This window comes from Winogradskyella psychrotolerans RS-3 (genome assembly GCF_000427335.1).
GTDB classification, from domain to species: domain Bacteria; phylum Bacteroidota; class Bacteroidia; order Flavobacteriales; family Flavobacteriaceae; genus Winogradskyella; species Winogradskyella psychrotolerans.
This window is the reverse complement of record NZ_ATMR01000128.1, coordinates 1-16269: the sequence shown is the minus strand read 5'-3', so window position 1 is coordinate 16269 and position 16269 is coordinate 1. Positions and strand designations below refer to the sequence as shown.

The following is a 16269-nucleotide window of genomic DNA, read 5'->3' as shown; positions in this document are numbered from 1 at the left end:
TTTATTAAAATAAAAACTAAAAAATGTATATAACGTTTATATACACAAAAGGGTTTAGGTCTTAGAGTACGACTCCAGACCTAAACCTTGTATTGTTAAATGAGTAAGCTTACTTAAGCTCAACTTCAGCTCCAGCCTCTTCTAATTGAGATTTTAAAGCTTCTGCTTCGTCTTTTGTTACACCTTCCTTAATTGGGCTTGGTGCATCATCAACTAATCCTTTAGCTTCTTTTAAACCTAAACCAGTTAATTCTTTAACTAATTTCACTACAGCTAACTTAGAAGCACCTGCTGCTTTTAAGATAACATCAAATTCAGTTTGCTCTTCAGCAGCTTCTGCACCTGCAGCTGGACCAGCCATAGCTACTGCAGCAGCAGCAGGCTCGATACCGTACTCATCTTTTAATATTGTTGCTAATTCATTAACTTCTTTTACTGTTAAGTTAACTAATTGTTCTGCGAAATCTTTTAAATCTGCCATTTTTCTATTGTTTAATAATGTGTGTTATAATATAATTTTCTATGTGTGTAGTTCTAAAATTATCCTTCTCTTTCGGATAATGTTTTAACGATGCCTGCAATAGTTCCTCCACTTGATTTAAGTGCTGAGATAACGTTCTTAGCAGGAGACTGTAATAAGCCTACTATTTCGCCAATAAGTTCTTCTCTAGACTTAATATCAACTAAAGTATCTAATAAATCGTCGCCAATGTAAACCGTCTCCTCAATAAATGCTCCTTTTAATAAAGGCTTTTCAGATTTTTTGCGGAATTCTTTAATTACTTTCGCTGGACCGTTACCTGTTTCAGAATACATTACTGATGTATTTCCTTTTAAAGTTGTAGGTAAGTCACCGAATTCTCTATCCGATGCTTCCATAGCTTTCTCTAAAAGTGTATTCTTTACAACTGCTAATTTAATGTTAGCTTTGAAACATGCTCTTCTTAAGTTTGAAGTTGCTACAGCATTTAATCCCGAAATATCTGTTAAATAGATATTTGAATTATCTGCTAATTGAGCAGTCAACTCTTCAATTACTTGGGATTTTTCTTCTCTTGTCATAATATTCTAAGTTTAACTACTATCCTATTTTTGTATCAACTGCTATACTTGGGCTCATTGTACTAGACATATAAATGCTCTTTACATAAACACCCTTTGAAGCAGTTGGTTTTAACTTCATAATTGTAGATAATAATTCTTGAGCATTCCCAATAATTTTATCAGTATCAAACGACGCTTTACCTATCGGTGCATGTACGATACCTGTTTTATCTACTTTAAAATCTATCTTACCAGCTTTTACTTCTGCAACTGCTTTAGCTACATCCATAGTTACTGTTCCTGTCTTAGGGTTAGGCATAAGACCTCTTGGTCCTAATACTCTACCTAATGGTCCTAACTTACCCATAATACTTGGCATAGTAACGATAACGTCAACATCTGTCCAACCATCTTTAATTTTCTGTAAGTATTCATCTAACCCAACATAATCCGCGCCAGCTGCTTTAGCCTCTTCTTCTTTATCTGGAGTTACAAGTGCAAGAACCTTCATATCTTTACCTGTACCGTGTGGTAATGAAACTACACCACGAACCATTTGATTGGCTTTACGTGGATCTACACCTAATCTGATCGCTAAATCGATAGAAGCATCAAACTTTGTGTATGTAATTTCTTTTAGTAAAGCTGAAGCTTCTTCTAAAGAGTAAATCTTGTTATTATCAACCTTTGCTCTTGCTTCTTTTTGCTTCTTTGTTAATCTTGCCATTTCTAAAAATTTAGTTTGGAGCTTCTCCTCCTTTAACAGTGATACCCATCGATCTTGCTGTACCGGCAACCATTTTCATAGCTGATCCGATTTCAAAGGCATTTAAATCTACCATCTTGTCTTCAGCAATCGCTTTTACTTGATCCCAAGTTACTTTTGCTACTTTACGTCGGTTTGGTTCTCCTGATCCTTTCTTTACTTTGGCCGCTTCTAATAATTGTACTGCTGCTGGTGGGGTCTTGATTACAAAGTCAAATGATTTGTCTTTGTAAACAGAGATTGCCACAGGTAAAACTTTACCTTGTTTATCTTGTGTTCTAGCATTAAACTGCTTACAGAACTCCATGATATTAACTCCAGCGGCACCTAAAGCGGGTCCTACCGGTGGCGATGGATTCGCAGCACCTCCCCGAACTTGTAGCTTAACTACTTTGTCTATTTCTTTTGCCATTTTTTAATGTTTATTACGCTTATCTATATTGGAAGCATAGATAATACGCTCTTTATGTAACAATTATTAAACTTTTTCTACTTGCATATAACTTAACTCTAATGGCGTTTTTCTTCCAAAAATCTTAACCATTACTTCAAGCTTACGCTTTTCTTCATTAATCTTCTCGATTGTACCATCAAAACCATTGAATGGACCATCGATAACTTTTACAGTTTCCCCTTTTGTAAATGGAATCGCTACATTAGCATCTGCTTCTACAGACAATTCATCTACCTTACCTAACATTCTGTTTACTTCAGATTGTCTTAACGGTACAGGATCACCTCCTTTTGTTTCACCTAAGAAACCGATAACGTTTGTAATCGATTTAATAATGTGAGGAATCTCACCACTTAAGTTGGCTTGAACCATAATGTAACCTGGAAAATAAACCTTCTCTTTGTTTATTTTTTTCCGTTACGTATTTGAATTACTTTTTCGGTTGGGACTAAAACTTGATCAACAAAATCTTCTAAACCTAATCTTGAAATTTCATTTTCAATATAAGTTTTGATTTTGTTTTCTTGACCGCTTACCGCTCTAACAACATACCATTTTTTATCAGACATACTCTCTTCTTGTATAATTGTTAGTGAATCATTTCAAAATAAGCTTTTACCGCTCTACTAAAAACAGTATCAACTCCCCAAATGGCTAATGAAAAAATAATTGAAAACACAGCAACAATCACTGTTAATTTTTGAGCTTCTGGCCATGGTGTCCAAGACACATTGTTCTTTAACTCTCCAAACGATTCCTTTACATATGTTATTAATCCTGCCATTTGATTATTACTTTTATTAAGGATTAAAAAAATAATCCATTTATACTTTTTTGCACGGGTTGAGAGACTCGAACTCACGACACCTGGTTTTGGAGACCAGTGCTCTACCAACTGAGCTAAACCCGTAAACAATAATCAAGGCGTCCCGAATTATCGAGACACCTTAATTAAATATTTTAACTATATAGATTAGTCTAAAATCTCAGTAACCTGACCAGCACCAACTGTTCTACCACCTTCACGGATAGCGAAACGTAAACCTACGTTCATTGCAATCGGTTGAATTAAATCAACAGTAATAGTTAAGTTATCACCTGGCATTACCATTTCAACACCATCTGGAAGCATAATGTTTCCAGTTACATCCGTTGTACGAACGTAGAACTGTGGACGGTAGTTATTATGGAATGGTGTATGACGACCACCTTCTTCTTTTTTAAGAACGTAAACCTCAGCTTTAAATTTAGCATGTGGTGTTACAGAACCTGGCTTACAAATAACCATACCTCTAGAGATTTGAGACTTCTCAATACCTCTTAATAAGATACCAGCATTATCACCAGCTTCACCTCTATCTAATATTTGACGGAACATTTCAATACCAGTAATTGTAGATGTTAATTTCTCAGCACCCATACCGATAATCTCAACTGGATCACCTGTATTACCAACACCAGTTTCGATACGACCTGTAGCAACAGTTCCACGACCTGTAATTGAGAACACATCTTCAATAGGCATTAAGAAAGGCTTATCCATATCACGAGTAGGCTCTTCAATCCATGAATCAACTGATTCCATCAATTCTAATACACTATCTACCCATTTTTGTTCACCGTTAAGTGCACCTAAAGCAGAACCAGCGATTACAGGTCCATTATCACCATCATACTGATAGAATGATAATAAATCTCTAATTTCCATTTCTACTAATTCTAATAATTCTTCATCATCAACCATATCCACTTTATTCATGAATACAACCATACGAGGAATACCTACCTGACGACCAAGTAAGATATGCTCACGTGTTTGTGGCATAGGTCCATCTGTTGCAGCAACAACTAAAATAGCACCGTCCATTTGAGCAGCACCAGTAACCATGTTCTTTACGTAATCCGCGTGACCTGGACAGTCAACGTGTGCGTAATGACGATTTGCTGTTGCATATTCTACGTGTGAAGTATTAATTGTAATACCTCTTTCTTTTTCTTCCGGCGCATTATCAATTTGATCAAATGATCTTGCTTCAGAATAACCTGCATCAGCTAATACTTTAGTAATAGCAGCAGTTAAAGTTGTTTTACCGTGATCTACGTGTCCAATAGTACCTATGTTTAAGTGCGGTTTTGAACGATCGAAAGTTGCCTTTGCCATGTTTAATTTATTTTAATCTTATTATATTATTAGTGTTCAATTGTTATTCTAAATGTATCTTAGAAAAAAGAGCCAATGACGAGAATTGAACTCGTGACCTCTTCCTTACCAAGGAAACGCTCTACCCCTGAGCTACACCGGCATTTCATTTACGATTACCGATTGGTTAGATTTACGAAGTGAAAATCACGCGTCTTAATTCGCAAATTTTGAGCGAGAGACCGGGTTCGAACCGGCGACATTCAGCTTGGAAGGCTGACGCTCTACCAACTGAGCTACTCTCGCATTTCTTAATTAATCTTACTTAATTAATGGTTTTCAATATTTCAAATTTAATCACTTCGCTGTGCGCGTTGATTAGTTCATTTTCTACTTTTAGCTTTGCAAAGGTATAACTTTTATTAACTAATCGTTAAAAAATATTTGTGGGGAGAGCAGGATTCGAACCTGCGAAGACGTAGTCAGCAGATTTACAGTCTGCCCTCGTTGGCCGCTTGAGTATCTCCCCAAAACTTAATTTCAATATTTCAAAAACATTAAGCGTTTGTTTTACTAAAAACTAAACTCTTAAAGAGCCGATGGAGGGACTCGAACCCACGACCTGCTGATTACAAATCAGCTGCTCTAGCCAGCTGAGCTACATCGGCTTTTATTACTTGTTTATCATCTAAATGAGACTATAAAAAAGTCCGCTATTTCTAACGGACTGCAAATGTAAGACTTTATTTTACTATTCAAAACATTTTTTAAAAAAATTTAACTATGTGCCCTTAATTTTTCTTTTCGCTTTTTAATTTGCCTTCCTAATGAGGCAATTGCGGCATCTGCACCTTCTTCAAAAGTTTTACATTGTTTCTTCACTACAAAGCTATCCCCGGGGACACTAAGCTTAACTTCAAAGATTTTATTCTCCTTATCGCTTGTGTTTTCAACTTTCAGATATACATCGGATTGAATTATTTTATCATAGAACATATCTAGCTTATCCATTCGTTTCTGAATGAACTCAATTAATTTGCTATCTGCTGTAAAATTTACGGATTGGGTGTTTACTTTCATTTCGTTTATTTTAAATTAAACATAAGCGTTAGATGATTTAACCTAACACGGATTTGTAAAAGTTAAGTGGAACTTAACTTTGATTTCTGGGATGTGCCTTGGCGTGTACCTTTTTTAATTCGGCAATACTATTGTGTGTGTACACTTGAGTTGCTGCCAAACTAGTATGTCCAAGAAGTTCCTTTATTGCATTTAAATCTGCACCTTGGTTTAGTAAGTGCGTTGCAAACGAATGTCTTAATACATGAGGGCTGCATTTTGCTTTCGTAGATGCTATACTAAAATACTTATTTATTATTCTGTAAACAAGCTTTTCGTAAATTTTAAGACCTTTTTTTGTTAAAAACAAAACCTCCCTATCTTCTATATTTAATTCGCTTCTATAACTTAAATAACGTATTAAAGATTTAGTTATAGAATCTATTAAAGGAATGTAACGTTCTTTATTGCGTTTGCCAATTACTTTTATTTGATGGTTGCCACTATCGACATCTGACAACTTCAAGTTTACAAGTTCAATACGTCTGATTCCTGTTGCATAAAATAATTCGATAATCAAATGATTTCTGGCACTTTCAAAATCATTGATTTCAATAGCGTCTTCTAACACGGATTTTAATTCTTGCTCTGAAAACGGAAGCTGAACCTTCTTTCCTACTTTTAAAGCTTTATGCTTTTTTAAAGGATTGACATCAATATCTTCAGTTTTAAGTAAGAATTTATAATACGTATTTAATGATGATACTTTTCTGTTAATTGTTCGGTTAGAAATTTTACGATCTACCAACGCAACAATCCATTGTCTTAATTCAGAATAACCTACTTGAGCTACATTTTGTGAATCGTGATGCTGATTTAAAAAGTCTTGAAAATTTTCAATATCTCTTGTATAAGCTAAAACTGTGTGCTTAGAATATGCCTTTTCTAGTACTAAATAATCTGAAAACGATTTTAGGCTCATTAAACTTGTTTGATGAATTTTAAATATAACTATTAACTTCAACTAATATTGAGTAAGAACAAAAAAATCCTGCCGAATAGCAGGATTTTAAATTATATATTTCTATATACGCTATTAAGTCGCTGGCTTATAATCTTTATTATCGATTACCATTTTAGCAATGATTTCTTTTAGTATTTCTGATGTTCCTCCTCCAATTGGTCCTAATCGACTATCTCTAGACATACGTGCTAAAGGATAATCTTCCATATAACCGTAACCTCCTAAAAATTGCAGACATTGGTAAATAACATCATCGGCCATCTTTGTGGATTGTAACTTAGACATCGTCGCTTCTTTCACAACATAATCTCCCATATCTAAACGTTTAGCAACGTAATAATTGAATTGCTTACAAATTTCCATTTGTGTTTCACAATCTGCATAAGTATGTCTTAAGGCTTGAAATTTATCAATGGTTCTTCCGAAAGCAGTTCTTTCAGACATGTATTGTTTTGCGTATTCTAAAGCATATTGTGCTCTAGCATGAGAATTTACACCCATAATTAAACGCTCTAATGAAAAGTGTTGCATTATATATGGAAATCCTTGCCCTTCTTCTCCCATTATATTTGAAGCAGGAATCACCACATTATCAAATGCAATTTCCCCTGTATCTGACGCTCTCCAACCTAACTTATCTAATTTGGTCGCAGAAATACCAGGAGTATCCCTATCCATTACAAAAATACTAATGCCTTTATTTCCTAATTCAGGACTCGTTTTAGCCGCAACTACTAAATAATCGCTATAAACACCATTGGTAATAAACGTTTTAGAGCCGTTAATTACATAGGTATCACCTTTTTTAGCTGCCGTTGTTCGCATACCTGCAACGTCACTTCCGCCAAAAGGCTCTGTAATACAAAGACAACCTATAGCATCACCTAATGCACTTGGTGTAAGATATTTTTCTTTTTGCTCGTGGTTACCTTCTTTGTTTAAGTGTGTCATTGCTAAATAAGCATGTGCCCACATTGCTGCTGCAAATCCACCAGAGTTGATGCGTTGTAATTCTTCAAGAAAAATCACCGTATAAAATAAATCTAAATCCAATCCACCATAGGCTTCTGGTGTTGCCAAACCAAAATATCCCATATCACCAAACTTCTTCCAGATGAAACGTTCTATGTGACCTGTTTCTTCCCATTTGTCAATATGCGGCACCACTTCTTTTTGTAAGAAACTCCTGAGACTTTCCCGGAATAAATTGTGCTCTTCAGTGAAATATAAATTAGACATAAATTATTGTTTATTAGAGATGCAAATATAACTTAATTATCTCGATTTTTTGGATAGGAAAATCTTCTACTTTTGTTAAATCCTCTAAAGAATTAAAGCCGTCTCTTAGCGTCCGTTCTTCAATAATATTATTTGCGACTTCATAATCTATATACTGAATGGTTACTAATTCATCTCTAGTTGCGGTATTGATATTAAAGGTTTTAATTGCTCGTGGTGTTTTAACCGTGAAGTCATTTTGAATACGCTCTATAACTTCTGGAGATAAACCATAAACTTCACTCAACTGTATATCTGCAATAAAACCACCTCTAAATTTAGTGCGATAGGTAATAATACGTTCAGATAGCTTCTCACCTACTCCATACACTTTCTTTAATTGAGCAGCCGTGGCGCTATTTAAATCTGTTTTTTGATCAAATGATTTTGGTTTTGTGTTACTTGAATAGGAATTTGAAAACGCTTGAGTTTTTGGTTTAGGATTCGTTACCCATTCTGGAAATTTAAAATAGGATGAAATAGTTTCTAAAAAAGAATCTGAAACTTTAGTGACGTGTTGAAACTGTTTGGCAGAATTCACCCATTGATTTGTTTCTCTAAATTTATGAAGTCTATCGGTTTCTTCATTGGTCATTCCTAAAGTATAGCCTTTATAATCTGTAATGTAATTGGGGTTGAATGGATAGATTTTTGGTTTACTATTTTCTAGTTCAACCAAACGAAGTGAATCTAATTCGTTTTTAAAAGCCTCTAATTGATTTTGATTTTCAGCAAGGTCTTTATTAGACCTCGTAAAGCTATTGGGAGCAAACCAATATACACACTGACCAATGAGTACAATTGCTAACAATAGAAAAATCCCATTCCGCTGTTGATTAGAAAACTGGAAATGGGATTTCATATGAGATTATTGTTTATTTATAATATTTCATTTAAATCTTCTGCACCTTCTTCAATAGCATCATTCTTAACATTAATTGCCTTGTAGTATTTCTTTAATTCCATTTTAATAATAGGTGATAATATAATTACACCAATTATATTCGGTACTACCATTGCAAAAATCATAGCATCAGAGAAATTAATAACAGCACCTAAACTAATGGACGCTCCAACAACAACAAAGAATAAGAACAACACTTTATAAGCTAAATCAGATATTTTACCTTTTCCGAATAAAAACACCCAACCTTGCATACCGTAGTACGACCATGAAATCATAGTTGAAAAAGCGAATAATATTACTGCAATAGTCAATATAATTGAGAAATGTGGAATTACAGAATCAAAAGCTATAGCTGTAAGTTCTACACCTTCTGTAATTTCTACTCCATACTCCATAAATTGACCATCAAAATTAGTAATTACAATTACTAAAGCGGTCATTGTACAAATTACAACAGTATCTACAAACGGTTCTAAAAGCGCCACAATACCTTCTGAAGCTGGATATTTTGTACGTACGGCAGAGTGCGCAATAGCTGCAGAACCAACTCCTGCTTCGTTAGAAAATGCACCTCTTCTAATACCTTGAATCATTACACCTACAAGTCCACCTGCTATTCCTAGTCCTGAAAAAGCTCCGTGATAAATCAATGCGAAAGCATCATCAATTAAGCTAAAATTAGCTCCTAAAATTATTAAAGCCGCTAATACATATATTCCAGCCATAAACGGCACTACTTTTTCAGTCACCTTAGCAATACGCTTAATTCCACCAATAATTACTATAGCCACAAGTACAGCCATAACCATACCAAAATACATACCTGCGTTAGACGCTGGATCTAAATCGAATACCTTAACGAATTGTGCAGCAGCTTGATTGGCTTGGAACATATTTCCACCTCCAAAAGATCCTCCTATAACAAATATGGCAAATAATACAGCTAATACTTTACCAAAACCACCCATACCTTTGGCTTTTAAACCTTTAGTTAGGTAATACATTGGACCACCATAAACGGTACCATCTTCACCAACATCTCTATATTTTACACCAAGTGTACATTCTGCAAATTTTGAAGCCATACCTAATAAACCAGCAACAATCATCCAAAATGTTGCACCAGGCCCACCAATAGATAAGGCTACGGCAACACCTGCAATATTACCCAAACCAACAGTAGCAGACAGTGCTGCTGTTAAAGCTTGAAAGTGCGAAACTTCACCGTCTGCACTTTCATCTCTTATCGTTTCAATAACATCTTCTTTTTCATTACTTGTACTATCTCCGTAAAGCGTATCTGCACTTATTTTATCAGCATCAATTTGCTGAATATCTGCTAAGTTTTCTGATGCATTATCTCCATATAAATTATCAGCACCATGTTTTTCAATATCTTCATACTGTCCTCTAACAACTCTAATAGCCATTCTAAAACCTGTAATATTGATAAATTTAAAATAAATAGTAAAAAACAAAGCACCTCCAACTAATACAATAAGTACCCAAGGAATTTTATAGGTTTCCGAAAATGGAATTTCATAAAAAATAGCTTCAACAAACCAACCTGTGTAATCCTTAAAAATAGTATCAATTTTTTCGGAAGTTGTTTCTTGTGCGAAAGTCAAAAAGGGTAATAAAATTGTAAAAATTGATAGAAGATATTTCTTCATGAGTTGTAGTTATTAGTTAGTTTTATGGTTAGTTATTGCGTTTTAAAGACGACAAGATGCAAAAAAAAATTGAGCTTGTAAAGTCTCAACTCATAAAATGAATGTATTACTTATTCAATATTGTACTCAGAATTCAATTTTATAATCTGTTCTGGACGTCCTAAAACAATGATTTTTGAGCCAGGAATTAATTTTGTATCTGCTTCAGGATTCACAATATACTCGCCTTTATCATCCTTAAAACCAATGACTGTACAGCCCGTGTTTTTACGTAAATCCAAGTCCCTTATTGTTTTAACTTCATTCATATTATAAAGTTGTTCTACTTTAACTTCTTCAATATTAATGTTGCGTTCTCCTACAATACCTAAGTTGTCGATAAACTCTACCAAATCTGGAATCACCACTAAAGATGCCATATGATCTCCTCCTATTTTATCTGGTAAAATAACATTGTTAGCACCTGCTAATTTCAATTTATTATAGGATGTTTCCTCAGAAGCTCTACTAATAATAGATAATTTAGCATTAATCTGCCGAGCCGATAATACCACAAATAAATTATCTGCATCATTTGGCAAGGCGCAAATTAGCGTACTCGCTTTTTCAATACCTGCAGCAAAAAGGGTTTCGTCTTCGTTGGCATTTCCTTCAATAAAAGCTATAGTATCGTCTTGACATTTTTCAATAATATCTTTATTACGTTCTATAATTACAAAAGGCTTTCCGTAATCACTTAGTTTTTTTGCTGCTTGTTTACCGTTACGGCCATAACCACAAATAATGATATGATTGAGCATTGCATCAATTTTCTTTTGCATCTTACGTTGTTTTATATCTTCCATATTATTTCTACTAAGAATGTAATCAGTTATGATAGAAATGGCATAACCAACAATTACCACACTGGTTAAAATTAAAAAAATAGTAAAAATTTTAGAAACGGGATCGAGAGGGATGACTTCCGCAAAACCAACAGTTGTTACTGTAATCACCGTCATATAAACAGCATCTAGCCATAAATACCCCGAAATAAATCTATAACCTAAAACGCCTATACAAAGCAACAAAACCAACATCATTATGGCTGTGTAGATCTTAGACCTATAAAGTTTTAATAACGGATTATCCATATGACATCAACATAATTATAAATCGAAAACTGAAGACCGTTTTGTATACACGATATCTTTAATACGCATCCAAAAGGCTAAGAATAAATAGAGTGCAAATCCGAAACCTACAGTAACAAACGTAAGATATATAAAAGAAGTTCTTACAATTTTTGCTCTAATCCCTAAACGATCTGCTATACGTTGACAAACATAATAGCCACGTTTTTGAAAATATAATAAGAGGTTGTAGAACCAATTCATGCGTTTATATCTATTGTTTATTTAGGATACTTGTTGCAAGTTACTTAATTTTCACGATAAAGCTATTACCAATAGCACATTGCAAACACTTATTTTTATCACAATACTGATGCTTTAATTGCAATAAAGCTTGAGAATTTAAGGAGTTCTTCTCAATAGTTTTTAAGTCTAGAAATTTAGACACAATACTATTGTTTTCCATTTTAATGTCTTTTAAAAGCTGAAAAATAGTGTCTTCAATCGATTTTCCTTGTGCTTTTGCGTAGCTGAATTTTAATGGAATAATTGTATTAATAATTAATAAATCTATAAAAGACTTGGTGATTCCTTTTTTATAAGGCTTAGATGATTTTGCAAATGTATAATGCGTCATCCAAAACTGCGTAACGCCTATATCTAAGAAGTTATAAAACTCCTGTCGTGTATTTAAATCCATCACTTTTGAAAACAAATTCGGTTCTGAACTATACAAATTAGCAAATTGAGATAAACGTATCGTTGGAAAATTTGGCGGTCTCAATCTAAAAAACTGTAACGGTAGAACTCCATTGTTATCTAATTCAAATTTTCGTTTTAGGAATCCATACCGCTGCTTAAGGTCTAAAAAATAAATATCTTCAATAGTACTTTCTTCTAGTAAACCAGATTGTCCAAAAAACAAAGCTTCCAAATTTAAAACATCCTTTTGCAATTTTCTAATTATAGAAAAATCAAAAGAATTTGCCAAACTTAAAAAAGGATCACCATTAACTTTTAAACCAAAGTTTTTCAATAGCATTTTGAATAACACGGTTTCCCAATCGTTATTGGAAGATTCTAATAAGTGTTGAATAGTTTTTGATTTCTCCTCTAAGCGCTCTATATAAAGACGCTCTAACCAATTATTAAGTAGAAAATCATCAACGCCATTGAAATCAGATTCGCAATTAATCCACGATTTTGATTGCATCAGTTTTTGATATTTATGGAGTAGCGATTTATCAACGTAGTGTTTTAATTCTAGAGTAGGAATTTCAGAATTATCTTTTCTAAAAATTTCGGTATCGTGCTCCCAAACTACATGAAGAATTACATTATCATAAGCTTTATCAACTTCATGATTATGCACATACCAATCCGACGATTTAATATGAATTTCAACATTACCAGCCCAAAGCTGATTAGCAATACTCAATTGCGCATTGAAGAAATCTGGACCAGAATTATGATTGTGTTGGCCTAAATTAGTAATAGCAATAGACTCATCTTTTGTTGTTTGTAACAAAGACGTATTGAAGGCTTTATGTTTCCATATGTAATGAAGGAAGTCTTCTTGCATGTACTAAAATACTAAAATCTTAGATTAAAACCTCTAAACGGCTTCTTGTTTTCTAACACTATAAAAACTTAGAAGCTCATGCAGTTCATTAACATTAAATGGTTTACTGAGATAACCATTCATTTTATAACGTTTTGTCTTTTCTTTAACTTCAGACTGAGAAAAAGCAGTAAGCGCAATAATTGGAACTGTAGATTTACTTTTATCATTCATCTTTCTAATAAATCTAGTGGTGTCATATCCATTTAATATTGGCATTTGCAAATCCATTAAAATTAAATCAAAATCTTTTTGATCATATATATCTAAAAGCTCTTGCCCGTTTTTTGCTATTTCATAGGTGACTTCCCACTTATTAAATAACTTTTTAAGTACCAAAGCATTAATTTGGTTATCTTCTGCTACGAGCACTTTTAAAGCAATTGGATTTGTTTTTGATATATGATTTTGTTTTAAAGCACTTTCATTATCTGAATTTTTAAGTGAAATATCAAACCAAAATTTTGACCCTTCTCCCTCAACACTTTCTAATTGCAGACTTGTAGATTGAATACTTAAAAGTTCTTTACATATGTATAACCCAAGCCCAGAACCACCATATAATTGAGACGTGTTATCACTGGCTTGCACAAAACTTTTAAAAATATCTTTTTGTTTATTATAAGAGACTCCAATACCCGAATCTTTTACGCTAAATCTAATTATTGTAACATCTAAGTCTGAACTTAATAATTCTACCTTAAAAACAATACCTCCTTTATGAGTAAATTTAAAAGCATTACTCAGTAGGTTTTTTAAGACTTGAGATAGTTTTAAACTATCTCCTTTTAAAACAGCAGGAATACAGCTATCTAATATGGTTTCAAAACTTAGACTCTTATTAACCGCCGTATGCTTAAAATGTAATTGAATATTTTGAATTAGTTCTGAAAGGTTAAAATCATCTTCAGCTAATTTTACTTCATTAGATTTAAATTTATTGAGATTTAAAAGATCATTAATTAAAGCTAATAAATGCTCACTAGAATATTTTAATACTTGAAGATTTTCTAATTGCTCTGGCAAAAAATTTTCCATTAATAGAATATCAGACATACCAATAACGGCGTTTAATGGTGTTCTGATTTCATGTGACATTGTAGATAAAAATTCGTCCTTAGTTTTATTGGCTAGATTTAGTTTAATTTCTGTTTCCTTCAATTGCGTAACATCGGTCATTGTACCAATAGTGCCGTTAGCTAAGCCATCATCATCGTATGTAAGCACCAAACGCAGTTGAATCCATACCTTCTCCCCTGTGGGTTTGAAAAATTTAAACAGGGTAACAAAATCTTCATGGTAGTCCGAAAAAAACGTTTGAAGTCTTTTGTTTTCACTATTATTAATACCAATTAAAAAATCTAGATAATTTTTATTTAATGCGTCTTCTGCTGAAATACCTGTTAACTCTAAACATCCTTTATTTAGATACTTGAAATTGCCATCCATGTCGGTTTTAAAAATGACACCTTCAATCGTATCAACCATAATGTTTATCTCAGATTCTGCTCTTACAACTTCAGATTTTAAAGTTTGATTCGCTTTAAAAAGTTCGTTAGAGCTTTCTTCTAAAATATTTTCTGCATTTTTAACATCATCATCAAAACCATTATAGGCATCATTTACAGCATCGAAAAAAATTTAAATTTTTCTAAATCTTCTGGGTCAAAACCTGCCTTAGCGATTTGCCTACTTAAAAGTCTATGTCGATCACCGTTTAGCATTCCGATAATATTGTAATTGTTATAGTTTGATTATGAAATTTACATGGTGCAAATTCTCTATACGGTCCTATTTCACCATAAGAATAAATACCTGTGATTTTTGGCTTTTCTCCAATAATATTCCTAACAGCATCAACCTCTTCTTCAACCAACTGTTTAAGCATTAATCGCCTTCCTGCACAACTGATTAAAATGGCTAGTTCTGCATTTTTATTAATTACATTAGTAGCCTCTTTAGCAGAATCCTTTGCTCCATCAATTAATCGATTAACATTAGAATTCATTAAACGAACTAACGCACCTTCAGGTATTCTGTCCGTAAACGTTAAACTTTGATGCTCTTCATTGAAGCTTACAACTGTTCTAACAACTGGTTCTTCAGTTTCATTGACACGTATGCTAAGCGGAAAACGCAAAGCTCCTCTTGACAGGTCTGTTACCCTATCGCCTAAAAATGATTTATAAATTTTTAATGCCGGCAAACCATCTAATTCGTACAATACGTTATTGTCTGATTTAGTTACCAATCGCTCAATACCAAAACCATCCCATCCGCTCTTAGAACTGTAACCCACTTTTAAATGATCTCCATATAAGCCTAATCCAACAACAATGCCATCTGATATTAGACCATTTGAAATCACAAAGGTTTCCTTAAAATTGTAACCATCTCCAGCTAAAGCTCCGGTAATACCCGTTTCTGGTAACATACTTCTTAAACCAGACACCAAATCTGAACCATTAACATTAAGCCCATCACTAAATAATAGAATATGTTTTAAATCATTAGACCTAAGTTTTTGAGCTAAACTAAAACCTGCATTAAAACTTTCGTCTCTATTTCCTACTTCGACTGTTTCTAATCTATGCTGTACTTTTTCAAATTTAATTGCCGTTAATGATACGGTTTCGTCAGAAACCGTAATTCCAGATATTTCACCTGCAGTAGAACACCCCAAGAGGTCTACCTCAGGGTATATTTTCAATAAGTGATTAACCAAATCTGCTTTAGCATAAAACAAAGGAGACACAAATAATAAGATTACATTGGGTACAATCTCAATATTGTTTATGCTATTATGCCATGTTGAATCGTTTAGAGATAACTGCTCTACAATCATTCTTGGGTAAGTTAGGTTAGGATAAACACAATTTAACGATGAAATATGCGTTTAGACGAATATATGCTAAATTTTTGATATTTACTTCATCTATACCTCCTGAAAAAATAATAAACCTAACAATCATATATTTAAGCTCTCATTATCAGAGTTTTATTTCAACATGTGATACTATTTTATTTTAACTATTACTAAACATATTGAATACTTAAAAGTAAAATTAAGTTTAAACTGTATGTTTTTATCGAAATATCATAATTGACTAAGAACGTATTATCAAAGCTTTGAGTAAATAAATAACTTGTAAGAGATTGCTTCGGTCCACTCGAAATGACTTCACAAAAAA

Annotated in this window: 16 protein-coding genes, 5 tRNA genes and 1 pseudogene; all 22 read right to left on the bottom strand. The window is 33.3% G+C overall.

The window, feature by feature from the left end:
* Nucleotides 1-109: 109 nt before the first annotated feature.
* The 22 genes and pseudogenes from rplL to ADIWIN_RS13265 all read right to left on the bottom strand — a co-directional run bounded on the left by rplL (nucleotide 110) and on the right by ADIWIN_RS13265 (nucleotide 15923).
* A complete protein-coding gene (gene rplL, locus ADIWIN_RS13370; protein ID WP_020896669.1) occupies nucleotides 110-481 on the bottom strand; it encodes a 50S ribosomal protein L7/L12 in 372 nt (123 codons plus the stop codon).
* 59 nt (nucleotides 482-540) lie between these two features.
* Nucleotides 541-1062, bottom strand: a complete 522-nt coding sequence (rplJ, locus tag ADIWIN_RS13365) for a 50S ribosomal protein L10 (protein ID WP_020896668.1) — start codon at nucleotides 1060-1062, stop codon at nucleotides 541-543.
* A 19-nt stretch (nucleotides 1063-1081) separates the two neighbouring features.
* Nucleotides 1082-1771: a 50S ribosomal protein L1 gene (rplA, locus tag ADIWIN_RS13360; protein ID WP_020896667.1), complete on the bottom strand. Its 690-nt coding sequence runs from the start codon at nucleotides 1769-1771 to the stop codon at nucleotides 1082-1084.
* Nucleotides 1772-1781: 10 nt separating this feature from the next.
* On the bottom strand, nucleotides 1782-2222 hold the full coding sequence (rplK, locus tag ADIWIN_RS13355; protein WP_020896666.1) for a 50S ribosomal protein L11: 441 nt from the start codon (nucleotides 2220-2222) through the stop codon (nucleotides 1782-1784).
* 66 nt (nucleotides 2223-2288) lie between these two features.
* Nucleotides 2289-2833, bottom strand: a pseudogene (nusG, locus tag ADIWIN_RS13350) (transcription termination/antitermination protein NusG).
* Between the two features lie 20 nt (nucleotides 2834-2853).
* A complete protein-coding gene (gene secE, locus ADIWIN_RS20105; protein ID WP_020896663.1) occupies nucleotides 2854-3048 on the bottom strand; it encodes a preprotein translocase subunit SecE in 195 nt (64 codons plus the stop codon).
* Nucleotides 3049-3101: 53 nt separating this feature from the next.
* Nucleotides 3102-3174: transfer RNA gene (locus ADIWIN_RS13340), tRNA-Trp, on the bottom strand.
* 63 nt (nucleotides 3175-3237) lie between these two features.
* Nucleotides 3238-4425: an elongation factor Tu gene (tuf, locus tag ADIWIN_RS13335; protein WP_020896662.1), complete on the bottom strand. Its 1188-nt coding sequence runs from the start codon at nucleotides 4423-4425 to the stop codon at nucleotides 3238-3240.
* A 70-nt stretch (nucleotides 4426-4495) separates the two neighbouring features.
* Nucleotides 4496-4567 (bottom strand) — tRNA-Thr (locus ADIWIN_RS13330).
* 70 nt (nucleotides 4568-4637) lie between these two features.
* Nucleotides 4638-4710 (bottom strand) — tRNA-Gly (locus tag ADIWIN_RS13325).
* Nucleotides 4711-4851: 141 nt separating this feature from the next.
* Nucleotides 4852-4933: transfer RNA gene (locus ADIWIN_RS13320), tRNA-Tyr, on the bottom strand.
* A 65-nt stretch (nucleotides 4934-4998) separates the two neighbouring features.
* A tRNA-Thr gene (locus ADIWIN_RS13315) sits at nucleotides 4999-5072 on the bottom strand.
* A gap of 109 nt (nucleotides 5073-5181) precedes the next feature.
* Nucleotides 5182-5484: a ribosome hibernation-promoting factor, HPF/YfiA family gene (gene hpf / locus ADIWIN_RS13310; protein ID WP_020896661.1), complete on the bottom strand. Its 303-nt coding sequence runs from the start codon at nucleotides 5482-5484 to the stop codon at nucleotides 5182-5184.
* Nucleotides 5485-5557: 73 nt separating this feature from the next.
* Entirely contained in the window at nucleotides 5558-6445 is an 888-nt protein-coding gene (locus ADIWIN_RS13305; protein WP_020896660.1) for a tyrosine-type recombinase/integrase, read from the bottom strand.
* A 114-nt stretch (nucleotides 6446-6559) separates the two neighbouring features.
* Complete coding sequence (locus ADIWIN_RS13300) at nucleotides 6560-7726, bottom strand: acyl-CoA dehydrogenase family protein (RefSeq protein WP_020896659.1); 1167 nt, start codon at nucleotides 7724-7726, stop codon at nucleotides 6560-6562.
* 13 nt (nucleotides 7727-7739) lie between these two features.
* Nucleotides 7740-8627, bottom strand: coding sequence for a ComEA family DNA-binding protein (locus ADIWIN_RS13295; protein ID WP_020896658.1), 888 nt, complete (start codon nucleotides 8625-8627; stop codon nucleotides 7740-7742).
* 17 nt (nucleotides 8628-8644) lie between these two features.
* Entirely contained in the window at nucleotides 8645-10345 is a 1701-nt protein-coding gene (locus tag ADIWIN_RS13290) for an alanine/glycine:cation symporter family protein (protein ID WP_020896657.1), read from the bottom strand.
* 110 nt (nucleotides 10346-10455) lie between these two features.
* Nucleotides 10456-11478, bottom strand: coding sequence for a potassium channel family protein (locus ADIWIN_RS13285; RefSeq protein ID WP_020896656.1), 1023 nt, complete (start codon nucleotides 11476-11478; stop codon nucleotides 10456-10458).
* A gap of 15 nt (nucleotides 11479-11493) precedes the next feature.
* On the bottom strand, nucleotides 11494-11721 hold the full coding sequence (locus ADIWIN_RS13280) for a PspC domain-containing protein (RefSeq protein WP_020896655.1): 228 nt from the start codon (nucleotides 11719-11721) through the stop codon (nucleotides 11494-11496).
* A gap of 40 nt (nucleotides 11722-11761) precedes the next feature.
* Nucleotides 11762-13039: a DUF2851 family protein gene (locus ADIWIN_RS13275; RefSeq protein WP_040757360.1), complete on the bottom strand. Its 1278-nt coding sequence runs from the start codon at nucleotides 13037-13039 to the stop codon at nucleotides 11762-11764.
* Nucleotides 13040-13072: 33 nt separating this feature from the next.
* Nucleotides 13073-14566: a PAS domain-containing hybrid sensor histidine kinase/response regulator gene (locus tag ADIWIN_RS13270; RefSeq protein ID WP_020896653.1), complete on the bottom strand. Its 1494-nt coding sequence runs from the start codon at nucleotides 14564-14566 to the stop codon at nucleotides 13073-13075.
* Between the two features lie 229 nt (nucleotides 14567-14795).
* Nucleotides 14796-15923 (bottom strand): FIST signal transduction protein, encoded by a 1128-nt coding sequence (locus tag ADIWIN_RS13265; protein WP_020896652.1) that lies wholly within the window; start codon nucleotides 15921-15923, stop codon nucleotides 14796-14798.
* Nucleotides 15924-16269 lie beyond the last annotated feature (346 nt).

What these genes read in the sequence shown, in the direction of transcription:
- rplL (WP_020896669.1), bottom strand. Translation starts at nt 481, where the DNA reads ATGGCAGATTTAAAAGATTTCGCAGAACAATTAGTTAACTTAACAGTA.
- rplJ (WP_020896668.1), bottom strand. Translation starts at nt 1,062, where the DNA reads ATGACAAGAGAAGAAAAATCCCAAGTAATTGAAGAGTTGACTGCTCAA.
- rplA (WP_020896667.1), bottom strand. Translation starts at nt 1,771, where the DNA reads ATGGCAAGATTAACAAAGAAGCAAAAAGAAGCAAGAGCAAAGGTTGAT.
- rplK (WP_020896666.1), bottom strand. Translation starts at nt 2,222, where the DNA reads ATGGCAAAAGAAATAGACAAAGTAGTTAAGCTACAAGTTCGGGGAGGT.
- secE (WP_020896663.1), bottom strand. Translation starts at nt 3,048, where the DNA reads ATGGCAGGATTAATAACATATGTAAAGGAATCGTTTGGAGAGTTAAAG.
- tuf (WP_020896662.1), bottom strand. Translation starts at nt 4,425, where the DNA reads ATGGCAAAGGCAACTTTCGATCGTTCAAAACCGCACTTAAACATAGGT.
- hpf (WP_020896661.1), bottom strand. Translation starts at nt 5,484, where the DNA reads ATGAAAGTAAACACCCAATCCGTAAATTTTACAGCAGATAGCAAATTA.
- ADIWIN_RS13305 (WP_020896660.1), bottom strand. Translation starts at nt 6,445, where the DNA reads ATGAGCCTAAAATCGTTTTCAGATTATTTAGTACTAGAAAAGGCATAT.
- ADIWIN_RS13300 (WP_020896659.1), bottom strand. Translation starts at nt 7,726, where the DNA reads ATGTCTAATTTATATTTCACTGAAGAGCACAATTTATTCCGGGAAAGT.
- ADIWIN_RS13295 (WP_020896658.1), bottom strand. Translation starts at nt 8,627, where the DNA reads ATGAAATCCCATTTCCAGTTTTCTAATCAACAGCGGAATGGGATTTTT.
- ADIWIN_RS13290 (WP_020896657.1), bottom strand. Translation starts at nt 10,345, where the DNA reads ATGAAGAAATATCTTCTATCAATTTTTACAATTTTATTACCCTTTTTG.
- ADIWIN_RS13285 (WP_020896656.1), bottom strand. Translation starts at nt 11,478, where the DNA reads ATGGATAATCCGTTATTAAAACTTTATAGGTCTAAGATCTACACAGCC.
- ADIWIN_RS13280 (WP_020896655.1), bottom strand. Translation starts at nt 11,721, where the DNA reads ATGAATTGGTTCTACAACCTCTTATTATATTTTCAAAAACGTGGCTAT.
- ADIWIN_RS13275 (WP_040757360.1), bottom strand. Translation starts at nt 13,039, where the DNA reads ATGCAAGAAGACTTCCTTCATTACATATGGAAACATAAAGCCTTCAAT.
- ADIWIN_RS13270 (WP_020896653.1), bottom strand. Translation starts at nt 14,566, where the DNA reads ATGGTTGATACGATTGAAGGTGTCATTTTTAAAACCGACATGGATGGC.
- ADIWIN_RS13265 (WP_020896652.1), bottom strand. Translation starts at nt 15,923, where the DNA reads ATGATTGTAGAGCAGTTATCTCTAAACGATTCAACATGGCATAATAGC.